The 20228-nt window shown below is 40.6% G+C and carries 25 protein-coding genes; 10 read left to right on the top strand and 15 right to left on the bottom strand.

Features of this window, described 5'->3' with window-relative positions; translation table 11 throughout:
- Positions 1 to 3 precede the first annotated feature (3 nt).
- From METTI_RS05575 to METTI_RS05565, 3 genes are read left to right on the top strand one after another with little or no spacing between them, the layout of a single operon-like run.
- Positions 4 to 345: a cobalamin biosynthesis protein gene (locus tag METTI_RS05575; protein ID WP_245596085.1), complete on the top strand. Its 342-nt coding sequence runs from the start codon at positions 4 to 6 to the stop codon at positions 343 to 345.
- Positions 314 to 1105 carry a precorrin-3B C(17)-methyltransferase gene (cobJ, locus tag METTI_RS05570; protein ID WP_023844849.1) on the top strand — a complete coding sequence of 264 codons (792 nt, stop codon included), beginning with the start codon at positions 314 to 316 and terminating at the stop codon, positions 1103 to 1105. Before METTI_RS05575 ends, cobJ begins: the two co-directional genes overlap by 32 nt.
- Positions 1095 to 1799, top strand: coding sequence for a precorrin-8X methylmutase (locus METTI_RS05565; protein WP_023844848.1), 705 nt, complete (start codon positions 1095 to 1097; stop codon positions 1797 to 1799). The genes cobJ and METTI_RS05565 overlap by 11 nt, the downstream gene beginning before the upstream one ends.
- A gap of 71 nt (positions 1800 to 1870) precedes the next feature.
- On the opposite strand, the gene METTI_RS15055 is transcribed toward METTI_RS05565, so the two are convergent.
- The 9 genes from METTI_RS15055 to METTI_RS16175 all read right to left on the bottom strand — a co-directional run bounded on the left by METTI_RS15055 (position 1871) and on the right by METTI_RS16175 (position 10041).
- Positions 1871 to 3193: a pentapeptide repeat-containing protein gene (locus METTI_RS15055; RefSeq protein ID WP_023844847.1), complete on the bottom strand. Its 1323-nt coding sequence runs from the start codon at positions 3191 to 3193 to the stop codon at positions 1871 to 1873.
- A 198-nt stretch (positions 3194 to 3391) separates the two neighbouring features.
- Complete coding sequence (locus tag METTI_RS05555) at positions 3392 to 5164, bottom strand: hypothetical protein (protein ID WP_023844846.1); 1773 nt, start codon at positions 5162 to 5164, stop codon at positions 3392 to 3394.
- A gap of 108 nt (positions 5165 to 5272) precedes the next feature.
- Positions 5273 to 5926, bottom strand: a complete 654-nt coding sequence (locus tag METTI_RS05550) for a cytochrome c biogenesis CcdA family protein (protein ID WP_023844845.1) — start codon at positions 5924 to 5926, stop codon at positions 5273 to 5275.
- Between the two features lie 9 nt (positions 5927 to 5935).
- Complete coding sequence (locus tag METTI_RS05545) at positions 5936 to 6409, bottom strand: thioredoxin family protein (protein ID WP_023844844.1); 474 nt, start codon at positions 6407 to 6409, stop codon at positions 5936 to 5938.
- A 128-nt stretch (positions 6410 to 6537) separates the two neighbouring features.
- Positions 6538 to 7227 carry a 2,5-diamino-6-(ribosylamino)-4(3H)-pyrimidinone 5'-phosphate reductase gene (locus METTI_RS05540; protein ID WP_023844843.1) on the bottom strand — a complete coding sequence of 230 codons (690 nt, stop codon included), beginning with the start codon at positions 7225 to 7227 and terminating at the stop codon, positions 6538 to 6540.
- Between the two features lie 50 nt (positions 7228 to 7277).
- Positions 7278 to 8129, bottom strand: coding sequence for a CBS domain-containing protein (locus tag METTI_RS05535; RefSeq protein WP_023844842.1), 852 nt, complete (start codon positions 8127 to 8129; stop codon positions 7278 to 7280).
- An 11-nt stretch (positions 8130 to 8140) separates the two neighbouring features.
- Positions 8141 to 8599, bottom strand: coding sequence for a universal stress protein (locus METTI_RS05530; RefSeq protein ID WP_023844841.1), 459 nt, complete (start codon positions 8597 to 8599; stop codon positions 8141 to 8143).
- Positions 8600 to 8628: 29 nt separating this feature from the next.
- A complete protein-coding gene (locus METTI_RS05525; protein ID WP_048135190.1) occupies positions 8629 to 9729 on the bottom strand; it encodes an amidohydrolase family protein in 1101 nt (366 codons plus the stop codon).
- A 183-nt stretch (positions 9730 to 9912) separates the two neighbouring features.
- On the bottom strand, positions 9913 to 10041 hold the full coding sequence (locus tag METTI_RS16175) for a hypothetical protein (RefSeq protein WP_281170036.1): 129 nt from the start codon (positions 10039 to 10041) through the stop codon (positions 9913 to 9915).
- A gap of 55 nt (positions 10042 to 10096) precedes the next feature.
- On the opposite strand from METTI_RS16175, the gene METTI_RS05520 reads away from it, so the two are divergent.
- Both METTI_RS05520 and METTI_RS05515 read left to right on the top strand, forming a co-directional pair.
- Complete coding sequence (locus METTI_RS05520; protein WP_023844839.1) at positions 10097 to 10423, top strand: DUF167 domain-containing protein; 327 nt, start codon at positions 10097 to 10099, stop codon at positions 10421 to 10423.
- Positions 10424 to 10838: 415 nt separating this feature from the next.
- A complete protein-coding gene (locus tag METTI_RS05515; protein ID WP_048135188.1) occupies positions 10839 to 11300 on the top strand; it encodes a toprim domain-containing protein in 462 nt (153 codons plus the stop codon).
- Positions 11301 to 11318: 18 nt separating this feature from the next.
- Here the strand turns inward: METTI_RS05515 and METTI_RS05510 are convergent, their stop codons facing one another.
- The 3 genes from METTI_RS05510 to METTI_RS05500 all read right to left on the bottom strand — a co-directional run bounded on the left by METTI_RS05510 (position 11319) and on the right by METTI_RS05500 (position 13211).
- Positions 11319 to 11687, bottom strand: a complete 369-nt coding sequence (locus METTI_RS05510; protein ID WP_023844837.1) for a DUF356 domain-containing protein — start codon at positions 11685 to 11687, stop codon at positions 11319 to 11321.
- A gap of 190 nt (positions 11688 to 11877) precedes the next feature.
- Positions 11878 to 12693: a pyrroline-5-carboxylate reductase gene (gene proC / locus METTI_RS05505; protein WP_023844836.1), complete on the bottom strand. Its 816-nt coding sequence runs from the start codon at positions 12691 to 12693 to the stop codon at positions 11878 to 11880.
- A 26-nt stretch (positions 12694 to 12719) separates the two neighbouring features.
- Positions 12720 to 13211, bottom strand: a complete 492-nt coding sequence (locus tag METTI_RS05500; protein WP_023844835.1) for a multiprotein bridging factor aMBF1 — start codon at positions 13209 to 13211, stop codon at positions 12720 to 12722.
- Positions 13212 to 13294: 83 nt separating this feature from the next.
- On the opposite strand from METTI_RS05500, the gene METTI_RS05495 reads away from it, so the two are divergent.
- A complete protein-coding gene (locus METTI_RS05495) occupies positions 13295 to 14584 on the top strand; it encodes a proteasome-activating nucleotidase (protein ID WP_023844834.1) in 1290 nt (429 codons plus the stop codon).
- 48 nt (positions 14585 to 14632) lie between these two features.
- Entirely contained in the window at positions 14633 to 15232 is a 600-nt protein-coding gene (locus METTI_RS05490) for an endonuclease dU (protein ID WP_023844833.1), read from the top strand.
- A 40-nt stretch (positions 15233 to 15272) separates the two neighbouring features.
- Here the strand turns inward: METTI_RS05490 and glmM are convergent, their stop codons facing one another.
- Positions 15273 to 16613 (bottom strand): phosphoglucosamine mutase, encoded by a 1341-nt coding sequence (gene glmM, locus METTI_RS05485; RefSeq protein ID WP_023844832.1) that lies wholly within the window; start codon positions 16611 to 16613, stop codon positions 15273 to 15275.
- Between the two features lie 157 nt (positions 16614 to 16770).
- Between glmM and larE the strand changes: the two genes are divergently transcribed.
- The 3 genes from larE to METTI_RS05470 all read left to right on the top strand — a co-directional run bounded on the left by larE (position 16771) and on the right by METTI_RS05470 (position 19003).
- Positions 16771 to 17589 (top strand): ATP-dependent sacrificial sulfur transferase LarE, encoded by an 819-nt coding sequence (gene larE / locus METTI_RS05480; protein ID WP_048135185.1) that lies wholly within the window; start codon positions 16771 to 16773, stop codon positions 17587 to 17589.
- Positions 17590 to 17683: 94 nt separating this feature from the next.
- Positions 17684 to 18220: a DUF531 domain-containing protein gene (locus METTI_RS05475; RefSeq protein WP_023844830.1), complete on the top strand. Its 537-nt coding sequence runs from the start codon at positions 17684 to 17686 to the stop codon at positions 18218 to 18220.
- Positions 18221 to 18259: 39 nt separating this feature from the next.
- Positions 18260 to 19003, top strand: a complete 744-nt coding sequence (locus METTI_RS05470; RefSeq protein WP_023844829.1) for a DUF166 domain-containing protein — start codon at positions 18260 to 18262, stop codon at positions 19001 to 19003.
- 36 nt (positions 19004 to 19039) lie between these two features.
- On the opposite strand, the gene METTI_RS16085 is transcribed toward METTI_RS05470, so the two are convergent.
- Positions 19040 to 19510: a PEF-CTERM sorting domain-containing protein gene (locus tag METTI_RS16085; protein ID WP_048135183.1), complete on the bottom strand. Its 471-nt coding sequence runs from the start codon at positions 19508 to 19510 to the stop codon at positions 19040 to 19042.
- Between the two features lie 202 nt (positions 19511 to 19712).
- Positions 19713 to 20222, bottom strand: a complete 510-nt coding sequence (locus tag METTI_RS16080; protein WP_048135181.1) for a PEF-CTERM sorting domain-containing protein — start codon at positions 20220 to 20222, stop codon at positions 19713 to 19715.
- Positions 20223 to 20228: the final 6 nt, after the last annotated feature.

Raw genomic sequence — 20228 nt, 5'->3', positions numbered from 1 at the left:
GGTATGGGGGCCCGAAGGGGTATTGACAGTCAGGAAGCCATCGATGCGATAAACAATGCGCTTATGGAGGTAGGCAGGAGCATTGATGATGTGGAAGGACTGGCATCAGCAAAACTTAAAGAGAACGAGACTGGACTGCATGAAGCAGCTAATTTTTTCGGGCTCACAATAACATTCATAGATCACGACGAATTGAATAACTATGATGCGCCGTCGGCTTCGCAGGCAAAACGCTTCGGGCTTAGGGGTGTGGCAGAACCTGCTGCACTGGCGCTGTCGGAAAAAAAACAATTGATACTAAGGAAGAAGGTATATGGAAGGGTCACAATCGCAATCGCAGAGTAAAGGTAAACTCTACATCATCGGAATAGGTCCGGGTTCAGTGGAGCAGCTGACAGTGAAGGCAAGGGATGTAATTATGACATCAGACTACATTGTCGGAAACGGTACCTATCTTGACCAGATGGCAAGCCTGCTGGACAAACAGGAGATAGTCCGCAGTGCCATGGGTAAGGAAGTTGACCGCTCACGCAAGGCAGTGGAGCTTGCACAGGATAACGTTGTATCCATGATAAGCGGTGGAGATGCTAATGTTTACGGCATGGCAGGTCTTGTTCTTGAAGTTGCAGAACATGCAGGTCTTGATGTAGAGGTGGAGGTTCTGCCTGGAGTAACTGCAATCACAGCAGCTGCAAGTGTTGTTGGAGCACCTATTGTCAATGATATGTGTACCGTAAGTCTCAGTGACCTTCTGACACCATGGGAAGTAATCGAGAAAAGACTCGATGCAGCATCATCGGCAGATTTTGTGATGTCGCTCTATAATCCAAAGAGCCGCCAGCGCAAATCCAATTTCTCAAGAGCAATTGACATTATCAGAAAGCACAAGGAAGATTCAGTTCCTGTAGCTCTCGTAAAGAATGCTCTGAGGGAAACAGATCAGGATTATGTTGTTACAACCCTTGGCGAGGTAATGGATTACAATGACTGGGTTGACATGAGTACAACAATCCTTATCACAACAAACGATTCCCGCATATGGGATTCACCTCACGGCAAGAGGATAATCACTCCAAGGGGGTATCATCGGAAATATGACTACTGATTCCAAAAAGACTGACACAAGCATTGAAGAGCTTGTAGAGATGACAACTGAGATCGACCCTGATCTCGTTGCTATCTGCAATGACCTTGGTTCACAGACTGATGAGGCCAAGGCAATCTACATGACAAGCCGCAACATTGCACGCAAACTTGTGGGTGATGAAACTCCTGAGGACCGCGTGAAACAGCGTTGTGTCACCTCAACCGGCGACCCTGCTGTTGCAGACCTTATGCGCTTTGTCAATGATCCTATAAACGCAGGTGTTGAGGCAATCAGAAAAGGAGCTCCAATTCTTGTTGATATCAACATGGTCAAATCAGGTATCACAAAGAGAGGCCACAACTGTGAGGTCATCTGTGTACTTGACAAGGATGAGGATGCAGAACTTGCTAAAAAATACGGCATTACAAGAACCGCAGCAGGTTTCCTGAAATGCAAGGATATTCTTGAAGGTTCAATTGTCGCAATAGGCAATGCACCATCTGCTGCATTTGCAGTATGCAGGATGATAGAACACGGTATCAAGCCAGCTATCATCGTAGGCACACCTGTAGGTTTTGTCAACGCAGCAGAATCAAAAGAAGTTGTCAGGGGTGCACCGGTTCCTTCCATCACTTGTGTAGGCACACGTGGCGGAACACCAATGGCAGTTGCCTGTATCAATGAACTTGTTACAATAGCAAACGAAGAGTAATTTTGCTTGAACACGTGTTTTTAACGTGTTCTTTATTTCTGTTTTTAAAATTGGACTTGACATCTGTTTTTTTATCTCGATGATATTTGGTATGTGATTACAAAGATTATCAAAGCGACCATTGTTACGCCAAAAACAGATTCCAGCATGATTAAAGGTTGCATTAATGGTACTGTAATATCCGGTTGGACGTTGGAGAATCCAAGACCTGTAAAGGTAGTCAAACTAAGGTAAAAGTAATCTAAAAGTTGGATTCCTCTTGCTTCAGGGTCAACTGCAACTCCATTAAGAAGCCAAAAGATAAATCCAAAGGCAAAAATCGAGAATACAGAGATAAGTATAGGTCTCATTAGATTTTGACCATATCCGGTGAGCATCTTAAGAAAAAATCTATCAAATGCAGATCTGAATGTGTCTGGTAGGGCATCTCTTGTATACAATTTTTCATGCTTCACTAACAATAACTTGCGTTTAACCTCAGACCTACGGTAATGAGCGTGTTTTGCTCTGAAATCCATCCCCTCATCAGAATAGAAATGATATAATTTGTTATATACTTCTAAAGAAGCTTGATAAAGCGCATGTTTTTTTTCACGATATGCTTCTTCATCTGCTCTCTGTTCATTTATTTCTTTTTCATTTAGGCTTTCGTCTTCAAATATAATGGAGTACCTTAAAGTTTTAGTTGAATCAAGAAACGATTTATAAAGGTTAGCATCTTTCAGATTAGCATCTATTAAATAAGTATTACTATCGGAAAGCGTTTCTGACAAATCTGCTCCCTGCAATTTTGTCCCGCTTAAATGCGTATTCTGCAATTTTGCTAGATATAACTTTGCTTTCCTCATATTTGCATTTTTTAAATTTGCTTTCCATAGGTTTGCATTTTCCAAATTTGTATCCTGCATTTTTGCTCTTTCTAAATTTGCTTCCTGCATTTTTGTTTTTGACAAGACTGCTTTTTGTAGCTTTGCTTTAAATAAGCTTGCTTTTTGTAAATCTGCTCCCAATAAATCTGTTTTTTGTAGGGTTGCCTGCGTTAAGTTTGCTTTTTGAAGGTTTGTCCACTTTAAGTTTGCTTCCTGTAAGTTTGCCCTCTCTAAATTTGCTTCCTGCAATTTTGCCTTATATAATCTTGCTTCTTGTAGATTCGCCCTCTGTAAATGTGCTTGAGTCAAATTTGCAAAGCTTAAATTTGCTTTTTCTAAGTCTGCTTGCAATAACTTTGCTTTCTGCAAAAAAACAAAATAAATTTCTGTATTTTTTAATTCATTCAATTGTTCATTGCTTGGTTCTTTTCCTTCAATCTCCCGATGCCAATAGCAAAAATCATGTCCTTCTTCTGCATCCAAAGGACACTTCCAATTACCTTTTTCAAATTGGCACATACTCATTGAACCCACCAAAAATATCAACAATATAGCAATGTTCTTTTCGATATATACAGATTGCTAATTGAAAGAAATAATCCCCTCTTGTTCTTTATTTATGTAGCTGGTGTATAACTGAATGTAAAAAACGTATATATGGTGAATTGTTCAATTTTTACGTATATGCCTAGTTATCACAAAAATGCAACATATTCTCTATTCTTAATTTCTCCTCCTCAAAATATACAAACTCGCCACCACTGCAGCAACACCCATCAAACTTGAAAATCCCGGTCCTTCTTTCTCCTGTCCATCCTGCTGAACGTTATTATTGTCAGTGTTGGCAGTCTGGAAATTGCCATTTGCTCCGATTGTGAAAACTCCTGTATCAGGTGCTCTGTCATACAGTGATCTGCCATCACTATCCGGGTTAATATATACTGTTCCTGTTTCTGCTCGCTTTGATTCCGGTATTTTAGTGTCATATGGAACCATGGCTGTTTCGAAGAAAATATCCATATTTCCATCGTCAGGCAAAAACTCTGCAGGAACGCTGACGTACATCTTATTTCCCTGCATGGTAATCAGGTGAGTTGCTTCCCTTACGCTGTACTTTCCATTGTACATTCCAAATATAGTTCCCGAAAGAACCCCATTGTACAGGCCTAAACTGAGCATGTAGTCCGGGCTATTGTCCTGATTTGTGTCAAAGTAAACGGTGGTGATCGCTCCGTCATCCAGTTCGAGACTGGAATAAGCAATAGTTATCAGCATGATGTTGTCTGTAAAACCAATGTCTGCGGTTACAATATCATCTCCATCATATCCAAAACCGGCAGAATCTGCTGCAGCATCGGTAAGTGTTTTTTTGTCTGTACCGTATGCCAGAAGAGGTTTTATTGAGCCGTCTGCAGTGTTAAGAGCACCCTGTCCGTAATCTGGTACACTCTCTATCTCTCCATTCATCGAACCCTGCAGACTGAATGAATCTGTCGTGATGTACATATTCCCGTCATCGTTTCCAAGCATTGTGAGGGGTATTTCAAGGGAAACTTTATTTCCTGAAACTTTGAAGCTAGCATCGTTATATGGCACTCCGATAGATTTGCTCTTTGTATCTGAGTAACCCAGGCTTGTCATATCTGAATCGGTATCTAACATCTTGATACTGGCATCCGTTCCTGTAAGGGTTCCAACTGCGTATTCGATACGGTAATCCACACCAAACGTTGGAGGCGCCTGTTCGGTATTGGTAAAACCGGTTGCAAGTTTTTGGTCGGTGTCAATAGATATCCAGCCTGTGACATCTTCACCGTATGAATATCCACTGGGCTCGATATTCTGGTTGTAGGTCACCTCTATGTTCAGGACGCCATTTGTTACGCTTGCGCTCATCTCCCGTATGTCTGCTGAATTGCTGTCTCCTATTTTATCAGTAACAATTCCTCCAGCCAGATTCAACCCAGAGGTCTCAATACTCCTCGTTGCAGTATTGAATACTCCCTGATCAGGGGCACGGTCAAAGTCAAGGGCTTTTACCATCTGATCATGGAGAACAACAACAACATTCATGTTCCCATCATCATTGCCCAATGCTGAGAGAGGCAGTGTTATAAATATTTGATTGCCCTGCACATAAATAGAGTCACTATACAGTGTGTTGTCGTTCAGTGTAGTTGTCACCATAGGTTCTGAATAAATAATGCTCATATAACCGAACTGGTAAACGTAGTCTGCACCATTGTCCGCATAGCCAGTCAGCACATTCTGATCTGTATCAACAAAAACAGCACCGTAAAAACTATAGTCTGTAACACTGTCCGTGCATGTTATTGTGATGTAGAGGTTATTTCCGTCACTTGAAACATCAAGTGAGCTTATGTCTTGTGAGTCAAAGTCTCCAACCGTGTCGGAAATGGCTGCACACGATGTGCCCGTCATTCCGCTAATGATAGCGAAAACTAATCCAGCCAATAAAATTATTTTGAAATTCATTATACCACCAAACAAACTTGCCAACAGAATTCAATTGGCATTACTAAAAAATATGCGGCAATTTTTATTTAACCGTTATTAAATTTGTCTGGTTTGCATGGATCTATCTTACAGCAAAGCCCTTAAGTGATTTGAATAAACCATCCACAGCCCTACTAATATCAGCACAACACCTGCTCCTTTTTTTAGTTCAATATCATATTCTGATATTTTACTGAGCTTGTCACCGGATAGTTTTGCAGAATATGCAATTAACAGCATAGGGATTGCAAAACCCATTGAATATATGATCAGAAGTCCTGCACCATAGAGGACGTTTCCTTCAAGTGCTACAAGGGTGAGTATTGATGCCAGTATGGGGCCTACGCATGGGATCCACACTATTCCAAGGGATGCGCCGATGACAAGTCCACCGGCAAGTCCCTTTCCTTCGGCATGGATTTTACCGGTATATTGGGATAAAAATGAAAAAACATCTTTTTGCATGAGCATAGAAATACCCATTAAAATAATAATGAGCTCAGCAATTATCTTGATTTCACCAAGGTATGGCAAAATATGCTCACCAAAAGCCGATGCTGCAATTCCCATTATTGTGAATGAAAACGTAAGTCCGGCAATTATCGCTAGAGGGCGAAGTTTGCTGTTTCCTGTTGAGTATGCAAGTACGATTGGAAGCAAGGGTAATACACAGGGAGAGAGCACGCTCACAATACCTGCAAAAAAAGACGCCAGTGGTGTTAACGTGCCTGCATCGACCATTTAATCAACTTACTTCCTGTATTCAATTGCATTATTAAGCAATTCTGTGAACTTGTTCTTAGTTGTCAGGCCTATGTATCTTGCGTAATTCCTGTCTGTAGTAACCTGACCATCTGTTCCCATGTAAACGTAACCATCCTCATTGTTTTCAACGATGACAAACGAGTCAGGGATTGAGTATATGTTAAAACTGGCAGCAAGTCCGCTTGCCTTATCGGAGTTGAGATATACTACAGATGCTTTTCCTTCGTATTCCAGCGAAATCTCTGCCATTATTGGTTTTTGTGCGCTGCATGCAGGACACCAGTCAGCTCCAATTTCAATTAGAACAGGTCCTTGTTCAACCAGTTCATTGAGTTCCTGAGCACTTGTAACCTCTATTATCGCACTATTTTCCATCGCTTCCTTATTGTCGCCTGTCATTCCCGCGACTATGAAAAGCACTGAAATCAAGACTATTACCGGCAGAATTAGTTTATTCATGGTATCACATTTCTCTGGCTTAGGTTTGTTAGCTTTTAGTTTGGCTTATATTTAAAGTATAATGATTTATACTTTGTGTATGCTTTTGGCAAAGAAGAACAAAACCAATTGACAAAAAAAAGAAAATATCACTGACCTGGATTTGCAGGAACTTTCCACTTAAGAAGAATTCCCTCTTCCATTTTTTCAGCATCAATGAGTTCAAGTTTCTGTATGTCTTTTTCAGTAAAACCCTCTCCGTCTGTAAAAGTCGGGGCAGTCTTTCCACCAATTATCAGGTTTCCAACAAAAGTATAAATCTCGTCAACAAGCCCGTTTGATATCATTCCCCAGTTAAGTGTTGCCCCGCCTTCAATCATCAGGCGATCAATTCCTTGGGATTTTAGTTCAGACATTGCCTGTTTAAGATCCACGCTTTTCTTGCCAGCAACAACAATTATTGCTTTTTCTTTTAGAAGAGCTACTTTATCTGAAGGTGCAGATTCAGAAACGATTATAATAAGTTTACCTTCACCTTTTTTAAAGATGTCAGCATCAATGGGTGTCCTTGCTTTACTATCAACAATAATTCTTGCAGGATTCTCTTCCTTGCCAGATGCAATTCTCTCCATTTTGAGTTCAGATGATTTCACTGTCAGGCTTGGATCATCGGCAAGTACTGTGCCGATCCCTACCATCACTGCATCAGATCCTGCGCGCAGCTGGTCCATACGGTTGAAATCTATCTGGCCGGAGATCCTTACCTGTTTTCTCTCTTTTGTTGATATCTTACCATCGGCAGACATTGCTGAATTTATAAATGTAAATGGGCGTTCCATTGGAATCACTATTAAAAAAAAGATTGTCTGGGTATTGCTACCCTGAATATTTAGTTATCTACGATGGCCTTCATGAGGTTACGGTCACGCAGAAGTCCCAGGAATCTCTGGTTTGCATTGACAACAGGAATCTGATCTATCTTGTTCCTCTTCATCTTCAATGCACATTCGCTAACTCCTGAAATATATGCAGCTTTTACAAGGTCACTGACCATTACATCTTTTACAGGTATGTCAGGTACTTTTACCCTTGAAACGCTGTAGTAGATGCTCATTGTGTCTCTCATGGATTCCCATGTCCATTCATCGTCATCTGAACCATTGGACATGTCAGACATCTCGACTGAATCCTCAATAACACTAGCACTTATAACATCACGATCTGTAATTATGCCTACAACTTCAAGGTTACTGTCAATTACCGGAGATGCCTTTGCTTTTGCAAGTTCCATTACTCTTGCAGCAACATTAAGTGGTGTGTCAGTCCATATTGGGACTACAGTTGTGTTCATGTATTGTCCAACATGTTCTGTTATGTTAAGTTCTGCAATAGACGCAACGATATCTGCAACGGATATGATACCTACCAGTTTTTCATCTTTCACGACAGGAAGTCTTCTGATGTTGTTTTTTAACAGTATCTTTGCAGCTTCTATGATGCTTTCATCCGGGTCTATAACTAACGGGTTGCGTGTCATTAAAAGAGCAAGCTGCTCTTCTTCCGGATTTTTCAGGAGGTTTGCCCTGCTCACAACACCTACAAGTTTACCATCTTTTAATACAGGCACACCTGACACTCTTTTCTCTTTGAGTAAGGTATGAACTTCATCTCTTGATCCTGGTAGGGTTGCAAATGCAACCTCTGTTCTCATTATATCAGAGATTTTGATGTTTTTTGGCATAGTGAAACTCCTTACTCATCCTTTTCAGATTCCCCTCGTACAACAAGTACAGGAACCTTTGAGTTTCTTGTTACCTTTTCAGCAACACTTCCAAGCAGGAACCTGTCAAATCCGGTTTTTCCGAGAGTTCCCATTATTATTAGGTCGATGTTGTTGTTATCAGCAAATTCGATGATTTCATGACTTGGGTTACCTTCAAGAACCACTGTCTCAACAGTTACGCCTTCTTTCTTTGCCAGATCTTCAACGGATTCAGTAGCTCCGTTTGCTTCCTTTTCCAGAAGTTCATACATCATTTCCCATCCGGCATCCATGGGGATAGATGCAAAAGCCGCAGTATCAACAACGTATCCTGCATATAACTTTGCACCACTCATTTTAGCGAGTTCAACGCTGTGCATAACTGCTTTTTGGTTTTGTTTGGATCCATCGGTCGCAATAAATATATTTTTATACAGAGTGCTTGTCATTGTCCCTCTCCTTCGTGAATATATCCCATCTAAGTTATAATGGATAGTATATCATCGGGTCGCGCCCTTCTCACAATCCCGCTTATTACTTCCCTTGTACCTGCGAGATTGCTTGAATTCCCATTAATGATCATGATTTTGGCTTTATTTCCTTCCAGAATAGAACCTGTATTCTCAAGTCCTAATATCGTTGCACCCATAAGCGTACACATCATAAATACTTGTCTGTCCTCTATGCCAAAAATTTTAGATAAAATTTCCATCTCTGAAAACATGTTGGCTGAGTTTAACATTACATTATCAGTTCCGATTGCCACTTTTATACCCATATCCAGCATTTTTGCAATGGGTGCCATTCCAACCCCAGTGATAAAATTAGATCGGGGGCAAACCACTATGGGCTTATCTCCATCTGCAACCCTTTTCAGGTCATATTTTTCCGCATGTGTCATGTGTATTAATATGTCAGGATCAAGTGACAGTGCCTTGTCTATATCACTTCGGTTGCTTTCACCGGAATGAATAGCAAAAGTTGCTCCATATTTTGCCGCCTGTTCTCTTGCAGTTTCGAGTATACTCATACTCATGTCATTAGCGCCACTCATTCCCAATCCGTCAGCATTTTCCAGTATTTCATCCAGCTCTGTGCAGAGTTTATCCGCATCTTCAATTTGAATTGGCCTGGCAAATATCCTTCCTTCTATTTCTGAAGAATTTAGAGCTTCTTTGAGAACATTTATTCCATTTAAGCCGCCTTCTCTGAAGTCCGCAAAAGCATAAGTTCCTGTGTAATTCATATCGCAGATTGAGCTTTTCATAGCTTCAATCATTTCATCACGGGATGTACTGTTCAGTATGCGGTGTTTAAGGCCATCAGGTGGTTTAACAAGCTGGTCAAGTTCCCGTTTTACATAGTGACCAATGTTTTTTCCAAGAACAGGATCTTTACAGACAGAATCTCCTATATGTGTATGTGCATTTACAAAACAGGGAGCAATTATTATTTGTGAATCATTTTTTTTCTCATGCACTTCTTTAATGATGCCATCCTCTACGACAATATAGCCTTCAATGACCTCTGCTTCAGGTCCGTATATTATTTTTCCGGATATTGTTTGTTCCCATGACATAAACATTAATTAATGGCTTTAATCCTTTATAAGGACTTATCAAGTATATGCATTCAGTTTGCTTGTTAATACGCGTTTTTAAACGCTATATTTATATGTCTAAGCTGTAGTAGGTAATCATGCGTATTGTTAGGTCCTTGCATGAGAGCATGGCAGAGCCTATCGGTGATTGTACAGACAACCTCAATACGTAACATACTGGATAGTGCGATAAAGCCTGTCACGAGGGAAACTGGGAAGGACAGCGGACATTCCAATAGGATGATCTCCCGGAGTTAGTGCGTCAGACGACAGCATTATCCTTCTTTTCATACATACATTTGTTTTGTTTATCCGATATTTATCTGGAATCTGGAGAATTGGTACAATGTCTTTTGAGGATGCTTTAAAAGAGGTGGATTCCGGGGTTATTATTGATATTGAAGTTACGCCTGGTTCGAAGGTTCTTTGCGTACCAAGCGGCTATAATCTATGGAGAAAAAGAATTGAAGTGCGCTTGTCCCAGAATGCTCAGAAAGGCAAGGCCAATGAACAGCTTATCTCCGCTCTTGCAGACCTGTTTGGACTTCGCAGTTCTGAAATCTCTTTTGTAAACGGGATGCATAATTCTAAGAAATCTCTTCTTTTGCAGAATGCTGAATATTCTCATATAATTGCAATTTTAAATGACAATCTGCTTGATGATGCTGTTTAATCTTAATATGAAAGTTGTAGTTTTTATTTGCTTGAATACTTTCACCTCGCTTGCCTTTTCTTAATATATGCAGAAAACAATCTAGTGTCTGAGGTGAAATACATGGATGAATATTTCGAAAACCTGGTAGAAAGAGCATACTACTATGAACAGTTTGATCAGTTCGTTCGCTATTACAAGTAAATTTATCATATCCTGTCGCAACGATTCCCTCCCAATCCCAAAATGTTTGCTTTCGATTGCGACAGGTCTTTACTTGTAATAGTTATCTCTTTTTAGAATCTTTTTATTTTGCGTGTTTTACATCTTACATTTTACATGATTTCAAAGGTCATTCTTTAATCAAATGAAAGGCAATTGACAATCCTGTTTGAACACCTATCAGGAACCTACTTTAAAGATATGGATTATTGTCATGCGACCAAGAAAACCCGGCTCTAAAAGATATTTGAAAGCTCCTTTGATAGTATATGAAAAAAGGATGGAACAAATGGACAAATTACTGGGTGAATTACAGGATTTTGTAAATCAGGATTCGATTTTAGTTGTGGAAGGAAAAAGGGATGTAATTGCATTAAAGTCTCTTGGGTTCAATGGTACTTTCAGGTTGGCTACCCATCATTCTCTTGTTAATTTCAGTGAGGATCTCGCAAAGACCGGAAAACAAATAGTTATTCTAACTGACTGGGATCGCAGAGGTAATATTCTTGCTGATAAACTCGTGCAGAATCTGCATGCTCTTGGAATCAATCCGGATATGAGAATAAGGGAACTTATCGTATCCCTGGTACAAAAAGAAATTAAAGATATTGAAAGCCTTCCCGGTTATGTTGAAAAACTAAGAAAGATAACCTCAGGTACAGATACTAACGATTAACTTTAATTTGTTACATCCTTAGTGGTGTTGGGGTTCAAAACTACGCTCAAATTCTGGATATAGTTCAGATTTGTCCATTAGCTCATCATAGACTTCGTGCCTTGGACTTACTATAACTACATGGGCAGGAGGGTGTATCTTCCTTAACTTGCTTATTGCAGCACCTGCATTGTTGTCAAGTTCTACCAGTGCAGCAGAATTGCACTTTGCTTTTAGTGCTACGCCTGCAACACTTACTAACAGGGTATCTGCATAAACCGGCTCGATACGCTTTGGTTTTGATACAAACCTCATTCTCCCGTAATGCTCAAGGTCATGTAACGCCACATTGACTTTATCGGCATTGTCACCCCGGATTACAGCAAAAGATTTAACTCCAATCCCCATTCCAGAAAATCCCCTTGTGTAATTTTTTCATATGCTTCTCTCATTGTTTGCGTTTTTTTAGGCTCCCGCACCTAATATGCCTGGATTTCCTAGCCTAGATATAATTAAAACTTTTTACAGTAATAAACCTTTCTATTCCAGGAAATACAGTTCTAGAACAATAGTAGAGATTATTATTTTCTGGTATTTATTATTTTCCAAGTTCCTTGGAACGGTTTGATGATTCAATTACAGCCTGCATGAAAGCTGATCTGATACCGTATTCTTCCAGGACTTTAATTCCCCTGATAGTTGTTCCTGCAGGAGATGTAACCATATCCTTAAGTTCGCCAGGATGGGTTTCAGTTTCAAGTGCCATTTTTGCAGCGCCCAGAACCGTCTGAGCTGCAAGTACAAGTGCACTCTTCCTGTCAAGTCCCTCATATACAGCACCATCTGCCATTGCTTCAATAACAGGGAATATATATGCAGGTCCACTGCCGGAAAGGCCAGTCACTGCATCCATGAGATTTTCAGGAACCTGAATAGCGCTTCCTACTGAACCGAATATTGCAAGAGCATCCTCTGCATCTTCTTTTGAAGCGTTACTTCCCTGGGTGATGGCAGAAGCAGCTTCAGCAACAGTAGCTGCGATATTTGGCATAACTCTGATTACTCTTGTTCCTTCATTGAACTCCCTTTCAATGTCTGCAAGTTTGACACCAGCTGCAATGGATATTACAAGCTTGTCGGAGCCAATATCCTCTTTTATACCTGCAATCACTTTCTTAAGGATCTGTGGTTTTACTGCAAGCACGATTATATCTGAATTGATAACTGTAGCTGCATTGTCTGTGGAGACATTTACTCCTGCACTCTGCTTAAGTTCATCAAGAGATGGTTCGTATAAGTCACTTGCATATACGCCGGATGGGGAAAACAGTCCAGCATTGCATATTCCTTTAATTAATGCACTGCCCATTTTTCCTGTTCCGATAAATCCCAGTTTTTTACCTTCAAGGCTCATTTTATCACTCTGGTAATTTTGATATTTTATTTTCTCTTGATGGTCACAATGTCCCCAAGAGTAGTTCCACGGTTAAGTCTTTCACCACTCCAATCATTCTCTCCGGTTCTTTCGGTGAGCTTGATATCGAGTGCTTTCTCTATCTTCTGACGAACATCGTCCTCAGGTACGATCTCTTCACGCTCTATCTTTTTAATAAGTGTTGATTTTTCTTTAATTTTAGAAGCCAGCTGGTCATGTGACCACTTTTTTCTTTCTCTTGCTTCTTTTATTGCCTGACCGTACTCGTCTACAAGTTCGTCAACTATCATTCCAGGGGCTTTCCTTGGTGGCCTGCTGCTTCTTGTTGCAGGAGCTGGCCGACGGCTTACAGGTGCAACTTTTTTGGACACTGGGTTGCGCTTGCCTGCTGAAGTGCCATATTGTGAGCATCTTCCACAAACTGTAAGTTCACTACCGTCAATATTTACTTTAAAAGAACCGCCTCTGATCTCGGCGCCACATATTTCACACTGCATAGATCTTCAACTCATAAAGTGTCTAATCTCTTCTTTACGAAAGGGCTATATACCCTTTGCACTTAAATAGTATTCGGAGGCACATGAGCGAGACCAGCGACAGTGACTTTGAGCACGGCAGGTATGATTTTACCTCTGTGAACAAAGCCGACTATGACTATGTCGGTACAGATAACGAGGAAGACTTTTCCAAATATCTGTTAGACCGAATGAGACAGTTAGAGTCCAGGAATACTCTCCTGAAGGAACAATGCGACCAAATCGAGTCAGAAAAACGTTTTGTTGAGAGCCAGAAGCTTAAATACGAACGTGAGGTGCGCAGACTGCAGGCGGAAGTTGACCGTCTGAAAACAGTTCCTCTTGTAGTGGCAACAATAATGGATGTCATTTCTGAGGAAAAGGTGCTTGTAAGAAGCTCCACGGGACCGCAGTTTATGGTCAATGTATCCCAGTACCTGAGTGAAGAATCTTTAGTTCCAGGTGCAAAAGTTGCATTGAACCAGCAGACACTTGCGATCGTGGAAGTAATCCCGACAAGTGAAGACCCTGCAGTTTCAGCAATGGAGGTAATAGAGTCACAGGATGTGGACTACGAAGATATAGGTGGACTTGATTCACAGATACAGGAACTGATAGAATCTGTAGAATTACCACTGACAAAACCGGAGGCTTTTCAGCGTATAGGTATCACTCCGCCAAAAGGAGTCTTGCTGTACGGTGAGCCTGGAACCGGTAAGACATTACTGGCAAAGGCCGTTGCACACAGGACTGAAGCCACTTACATCAGGGTGGTAGGTTCTGAACTGATACAAAAATACATTGGTGACGGTTCAAAACTTGTCAGAGAACTCTTTGAAATGGCAAGGAAAAAATCCCCGAGTATCATCTTCATTGATGAACTTGATGCAATTGCTTCAAGACGTCTGAATGACACCAACGGTGCAGACCGTGAAGTCCAGAGAACGCTCATGCAGTTGCTTGCGGAAATGGATGGTTTTGATAACAGGGGTGATGTGAGAATTATCGCAGCTACTAACAGGCTTGATGTTCTTGACCCTGCAATTCTAAGACCTGGAAGATTTGACAGGATAGTCAATGTACCAATGCCGGATGAAGAAGCACGTGCGAATATCTTCCGGATACACACACGTTTCATGTCCGTTGCAGATGATCTTGACTACAGGAAACTGGCAAAACTCACCGAAAAAGCAAGCGGTGCAGACTTGAATGCTATTGCCATGGAAGCAGGTATGCTTGCTGTAAGACTTGACAAGAAAACAATCACTATGGATGATTTCCTTGAGTCTGTACAGAAAGTCATGTCAAAGAAAGAAACTGAAAAAGAAGTTCTTCCGGAAGGAATGTTCATTTAACATTCCTGCTGGTAAGTTACTTCACTACCTTTTTTCATACTATTTTTTGTGAATAGCACACACCACAATTTTCACATTAAAGATGAGATCCGCATACTTGGTATAGATGATTCTGCACTTATCAGCGATAAGATCACAATAGTCGGAGCCTTCTTTCGTGGTGGAAAATGGCTTGATGGTGTACTTCGCTCAGAGGTTACAAGGGATGGTCTGGACGCAACAGACAGTATAGTTTCAATGGTAAATTGCAGCAAACATTTGCCTCAGATACGCGCTATAATGCTGGATGGTGTCACTTATGGTGGATTCAATCCGGTTGATATAGTTTCTCTTTATGAAAGAACCAATATTCCTGTTATTGTCCTGATGCGCGACCTGCCTGATTTTGAAAGTATAGAAAAAGCTCTTTTATTTCTGCCTGAACCTGAAACAAGGATGGAAATCATAAGAAAGGCTAGCAAGATCAGTAGCGTGGTAACAAAAGATGATGATAATCCTGTTTTCTTTCAGTGTTGCGGACTGGATTATGAAATGGCTGCAAAAATAATAAAAATAACATCAACAAGGAGCAATATCCCTGAGCCACTTCGAGTTGCTCATTTGATTGCTACGGGAATCGTCCTTGGTGAATCAAGAGGAAAAGCTTGATTTGTTTTACAAATAAAAGCCTATTTTCTGAATGTGAATTTTACTTTGATTTGTTGACAATCTCAACACCCTCATTCATAAGAGCATCTGCTCTTTCCTTTGTCTTTGATTCTGCAAATATTCTGATAATTGGCTCAGTTCCTGATGGTCTTATAAGCACCCATCCATCGTTGTACCAGACTTTTACTCCGTCTGTGGTGTCGACCTCATTATCTCCTGCAAGAACATCCTTTTTGACTTTATCCATAGTTGCAGTTGAGTCCTCGATCTTTATCTTCGTCTTTGAGTTAAAGTACTCAGGAACACTTTGAGCGAGTTCGGAAAGTTTCTGTCCGTTTGCGATAATCTCGAGGAATTTTGCACATGCCATGGCACCGTCACGGCAGTACTGGTGTTCCGGGAAGATAAGTCCTCCATTACCTTCTCCTCCAAAGACTGCATCAATCTCCATCATCTTGCGTGCCACATTGATGGATCCGACGGCTGTCCATGCAAGTTCAACGCCTGCTTCTTTGGCAACATCAAGCATACGTGATGAGGAACTAACCGGTGTGACTATTGGTCCCTTTTTCCTTGCAAGGACATATTTTGCCATCATTGCAAGCTGGATTTCCTCTTCGATGAAGTTACCATTTTCGTCAAAGAATACTGCACGGTCTGCGTCTCCATCCTGCGCAACTCCCATGTTTGCACCGGACAGCTTCACAATGTCAGCAAGCTCTGTGAGTACGTCTGGTGTTGGTTCCGGGTTTCTCCATGGGAAAGTTCCGTCCACCTGGCCATTGAGTGTGATTACCTCACATCCAAGTTTCTGTAAAAGGAATGGCAATGTTACAGAACCGGCTCCGCATCCGGTATCAACAACGACCTTGAACTTTTTCCCGCGGATAAGTTTGTTGTCAACAGAATTGATAATACCATCAAGGTAGAATTCATTGGCATTACTGTCATGGCGCAGGTCTCCTGTCTTTTCCCATGATGCAGCGCTGAACTCTTTGGAGTAGTATATTTTCTCGATATCACGTTCTCCTTCGCGTGACATTTCACTACCGTCTGCTGCGATGAGCTTTATACCGTTGTACTCTCTGGGATTGTGGGATGCTGTTACAACAATTCCCGCATCTGCATATTCTTTTACATAATACTGGACAGAAGGGGTCGGGCAAATGCCCACATCAATCACTGTAAGTCCTGATGAAAGTGCACCTGCAATTGCAGCGGATTTTAACATTTCTCCGGAAGCCCTTGTATCCCTGCCTATTGCAACAACACCTTTAGAACCCATATAGGTTCCAATACTCCTTGCAACATCAATTGCAAGTTGTGGAGTTATGTATTCGTTTGCTATTCCCCTTACACCATTTGTTCCGAAAAATGCCATCAATTATCACCATTATTAAAAGTATTGCAAGTATATGGCAGAACTTTGTTTTATGCTTTTTGAAGGACATTCACTATTTATTTTTTCACCTGGTATGTTTCTTAGATCATTTTCAATTAGGATATTCTTAATAATATATTCAACATATAGTAATCAAATGATAAATTCCAAAATAGAATCTCTCAAAAAGGACATAGCTTCTCATGAAAGTGTACTTGTAGCTTTTTCCGGTGGAGTTGACAGTGGAATTCTTGCCTTTCTGGCACATGAAGTACTTGGGGACAAAGCAATTGCTGTAACTGTGAATCTCCATTCTTTCCCGGAAAGAGAACTTAAAGCAGCAAAAAAACTTGCTTCAGATATAGGAATTGAGCACAAGGTTGTGCAAGTGGATGAATTGTCTTTTCCTCAGATAGCAGAGAACAGCCCAAACAGGTGCTACTATTGTAAAAAAGAGATTCTTGCAGCCATGAATAAAGTCAGAAAAAATCATGGACTGAATTTCATACTCGAAGGTAGTAATTCTTCAGATCTTGCTTCCTATCGGCCTGGAAGAAAAGCAATCGAAGAGGCTGGAAACATTGTGTATTCTCCTTTAATGGAACTGGATATAAGCAAGAATGAGGTACGCCAGATAGCAGGCGAACTTGGCCTTTCCGTTGCAGACAAAATGTCGTCTCCATGTCTTGCTTCAAGGTTTCCTTACGGTGAAGCCCTGACAGAAGAAGGCATTAAGAGGGTTGATTCTGCCGAATCTTTCCTTTTTAACAATGGATTACAGGGATTCCGGGTACGTGACCATAAAGGTATTGCACGTATAGAAGTAAGTCCTGATGACATGCTTAAGCTAATAAGCATGAAAGAGGAAATCACTCAATATTTTAAAGACATTGGTTTTAGCTATGTTACTATGGATCTTGAAGGTTTCAGGAGTGGAAGCATGGATGAAGTCCTGTGGAAACAACATGAAATATGAATGTACGACCTGATAAATTGTGCTCAATGCAACAGGTTTAATACTTTTAAGCTATCTGTGTTCAGCCTGGAAATCAAGCTAAAAGGTGATATGCATGCTGACATTAGGTATCGTGAACACATATGATAAGATCAAAGTGCTGGATGCTCATTACAGGGCAATAGCTAGGGCTGCACCTATATGTTATGCATACGGTTTTTCTCTTGCACTTTATGATTTTCCTTTTAAGATGAGTGCAGATGAGCTTGTGGAATTTGTTGCTGATAAAACAACAATCGGTGAATCCGGTAAATACCTGAAGTTACTTCATGAGAAAAAACATCTTTTTGTTTTCGACCTTCCAAAGAAAGGTTTTCAGGCGCATTTTGGTTCTGTGGTTGTGACAACTTCAAAGCCTGAGCAGAAATTTGCCATTACTCCGGAAACCTTTGCAGATGAAATAATACATAACAAATCCTTCCTTGTGCTTGTTGGTCTTGGTCGCAAAGGGCTTCCAAAGGATCTTTTCAGTCTTGCCAGGCATCATCTTGACATAACGTCCCAGGGTGTTTCACTTGAAACATGCACAGCAATTGGATGTATTCCTTCTTATGTAATGGGGATTGTTCGTACGAAAACTTCAGTAAAGTAGGCAGGGAACTTTATCTAGTATCAATTGTATACTAGTTTCATGCGTCTGAGCATTTTTTATTCGGGTGAGTTTGGAAAAAAGGTTGTCGGCAATCTTGTAAATTCAGATAGTTTTTGTGTTTCATGTGGTGATCTCTGTGACCATTGCCGAGAACCTAGAATGAGTTTTGCACCTATGATCGTAGGTCTTTTTGAACTTCGAACAGACCTTCCTGATTTTGTTGAGGATACGGATGAATACATTCCATCACATCTTCCAATTGCAGACCTGATTCTAGCCATTGATCTACATCCTGATCTTATGATGTCGGTACCTGATATTGCTCTGTCAAGCAATGCAAAGGCTGTTATTATTCCAGTTGATGATTCTCGTCTGGTTCCGGCCGGTCTCACTGAACAGATAAGAAAAAAACTGGAGTTTGAGGGTATTGAATTTCAAAGCCCAAAACCATTTTGTTCCTTGGAACTGACTGGAAAACCTACAATTGACGAGTTTGTCAATCTTGGATTTGGCCGACCACTGCTTAAAATTGAAGTGGATAATACCAATGGTATTTTTACACACGTTGAAGTTGTCAGGGATGCACCCTGCGGTGCAACATGGTTCGTTGCCAAGAAACTGAAATGGTCGGATGTAAAAGACTATAAGGAAACAATTTCCAGCTCTCATCATTCATATCCCTGTACTGCAAGTATGGAAAAGGACGCACAGATAGGCGATACTATTCTACACGAAGCCGGTTATATTATTAGAAAAAGCGTAGAAGAAGCTATGGATAATTAATTTCAAAAAAGGAAATTTAAAGGTAAAGGAGTAGTTTTACTCCTTTCTGCGCTGCATAAGGAATGCAATTCCGATTATGGCTGCAATTGGCAGAGCAAGTGTTGGGAATTCTGGAACTTCATAATCTCCCGGGCAGTAGTGTGAAAGTGTAAACACATATGTCTCGGTCAGAGTCCCTTCATATTTCACTGTAACTGTCATATCCTCAAGTTCTTCTGGGGTATAATACGGCTCAGTGTAAAAGTGTATCATTTGGTTGTTTACCTTAAACGGACCTTGCCACTCCCCACCATCAACCATGATGTAAGCTTCAGTTACATCACCTGTTCCTGTCAGCACCCAATGTAGCCATCCGTCTGTTCCATTTGGAACATAACCTGTGCAATCTCTGTCAGCATCATACAAGCCATTTTCATTATTCCACTCAATAGTGCTCTCAGCAGCTGCTACCATTGCAAATGGCATCAGAGCCACCGCTATTAGTATTATTAATATTGTTCTTTTCATGATCCCCACCATCTACATAGAGACATGGTCATTTCTATGTTAATAATAACTCTCTTCTTATTGTTATTATACTTTCCGAACAAGACTGATTTATCATTAGCATGATAATAATGAGGAGTCTGAATTGAGGAAATATTGAAAGAAATTAAATAAAGAAACCAGTATCAGTTTCATCAAAAAAAGAAAGTTTAAAGGAGTAATCTTACTCCTTTCTGCGCTGCATTATGAATGCAAGTCCAATAATTGCTGCGATTGGCAGAGCAAGTGTTGGGAATTCTGGTATTTTGTTTTCGGGTTCACAGAAACAAAATGTAATATGGCTTATGGCATTTGGTTCATTTATTTCTCCATAACCAAGTACTGAACCACTTCCTGAATATTGTCCTCCAACGTTATATTCATTATCTCCTGCTCCTGATTTCACATTCATAAAACATACTGGTATATCTGAAGTCCAATCGAATGCCAGTGCTTCATAAACACTACCATCTATTTTTACTGCAGTTATTTCTATGGTAACGTGGCCGACAACAGATTGGTCATCCATTACGTCTACTGTAATATTATCTCCTACAAAAGTATCCCCAAAGTCAAATTCTGGGCATTCTATTTTTTTTTGAATTGCGTCACTGTCAGGGCAATCTGACTCTGCTACAGCTAGTTGCATAGTTGCAACCAGCAAAATTATTGTTATTATAAATATTTTCTTCATTGTGCA

This window comes from Methanolobus tindarius DSM 2278, assembly GCF_000504205.1.
In the GTDB taxonomy this organism is placed as follows: domain Archaea; phylum Halobacteriota; class Methanosarcinia; order Methanosarcinales; family Methanosarcinaceae; genus Methanolobus; species Methanolobus tindarius.
Note: the sequence above shows the minus strand (reverse complement) of the source record. Positions and strands in the feature narration are given on the sequence as shown.

Excerpts from the sequence above, each read along its gene's own strand:
- METTI_RS15055 (WP_023844847.1), bottom strand. The coding sequence starts at position 3,193 with ATGAGTATGTGCCAATTTGAAAAAGGTAATTGGAAGTGTCCTTTGGAT.
- proC (WP_023844836.1), bottom strand. The coding sequence starts at position 12,693 with ATGAGCCTTGAAGGTAAAAAACTGGGATTTATCGGAACAGGAAAAATG.
- glmM (WP_023844832.1), bottom strand. The coding sequence starts at position 16,613 with ATGGCATTTTTCGGAACAAATGGTGTAAGGGGAATAGCAAACGAATAC.
- METTI_RS05495 (WP_023844834.1), top strand. The coding sequence starts at position 13,295 with ATGAGCGAGACCAGCGACAGTGACTTTGAGCACGGCAGGTATGATTTT.
- METTI_RS05500 (WP_023844835.1), bottom strand. The coding sequence starts at position 13,211 with ATGCAGTGTGAAATATGTGGCGCCGAGATCAGAGGCGGTTCTTTTAAA.
- METTI_RS16080 (WP_048135181.1), bottom strand. The coding sequence starts at position 20,222 with ATGAAGAAAATATTTATAATAACAATAATTTTGCTGGTTGCAACTATG.
- METTI_RS05545 (WP_023844844.1), bottom strand. The coding sequence starts at position 6,409 with ATGAATAAACTAATTCTGCCGGTAATAGTCTTGATTTCAGTGCTTTTC.
- METTI_RS05540 (WP_023844843.1), bottom strand. The coding sequence starts at position 7,227 with ATGGAACGCCCATTTACATTTATAAATTCAGCAATGTCTGCCGATGGT.
- METTI_RS16175 (WP_281170036.1), bottom strand. The coding sequence starts at position 10,041 with ATGAAAAGAAGGATAATGCTGTCGTCTGACGCACTAACTCCGGGAGAT.
- METTI_RS16085 (WP_048135183.1), bottom strand. The coding sequence starts at position 19,510 with ATGAAAAGAACAATATTAATAATACTAATAGCGGTGGCTCTGATGCCA.
- METTI_RS05535 (WP_023844842.1), bottom strand. The coding sequence starts at position 8,129 with ATGCCAAAAAACATCAAAATCTCTGATATAATGAGAACAGAGGTTGCA.
- METTI_RS05525 (WP_048135190.1), bottom strand. The coding sequence starts at position 9,729 with ATGTCATGGGAACAAACAATATCCGGAAAAATAATATACGGACCTGAA.
- METTI_RS05550 (WP_023844845.1), bottom strand. The coding sequence starts at position 5,926 with ATGGTCGATGCAGGCACGTTAACACCACTGGCGTCTTTTTTTGCAGGT.
- cobJ (WP_023844849.1), top strand. The coding sequence starts at position 314 with ATGGAAGGGTCACAATCGCAATCGCAGAGTAAAGGTAAACTCTACATC.
- METTI_RS05475 (WP_023844830.1), top strand. The coding sequence starts at position 17,684 with ATGCTGACATTAGGTATCGTGAACACATATGATAAGATCAAAGTGCTG.
- METTI_RS05565 (WP_023844848.1), top strand. The coding sequence starts at position 1,095 with ATGACTACTGATTCCAAAAAGACTGACACAAGCATTGAAGAGCTTGTA.
- larE (WP_048135185.1), top strand. The coding sequence starts at position 16,771 with ATGATAAATTCCAAAATAGAATCTCTCAAAAAGGACATAGCTTCTCAT.
- METTI_RS05510 (WP_023844837.1), bottom strand. The coding sequence starts at position 11,687 with ATGGGGATTGGAGTTAAATCTTTTGCTGTAATCCGGGGTGACAATGCC.
- METTI_RS05470 (WP_023844829.1), top strand. The coding sequence starts at position 18,260 with ATGCGTCTGAGCATTTTTTATTCGGGTGAGTTTGGAAAAAAGGTTGTC.
- METTI_RS05530 (WP_023844841.1), bottom strand. The coding sequence starts at position 8,599 with ATGACAAGCACTCTGTATAAAAATATATTTATTGCGACCGATGGATCC.
- METTI_RS05555 (WP_023844846.1), bottom strand. The coding sequence starts at position 5,164 with ATGAATTTCAAAATAATTTTATTGGCTGGATTAGTTTTCGCTATCATT.
- METTI_RS05520 (WP_023844839.1), top strand. The coding sequence starts at position 10,097 with ATGTCTTTTGAGGATGCTTTAAAAGAGGTGGATTCCGGGGTTATTATT.
- METTI_RS05515 (WP_048135188.1), top strand. The coding sequence starts at position 10,839 with ATGCGACCAAGAAAACCCGGCTCTAAAAGATATTTGAAAGCTCCTTTG.
- METTI_RS05575 (WP_245596085.1), top strand. The coding sequence starts at position 4 with ATGGGGGCCCGAAGGGGTATTGACAGTCAGGAAGCCATCGATGCGATA.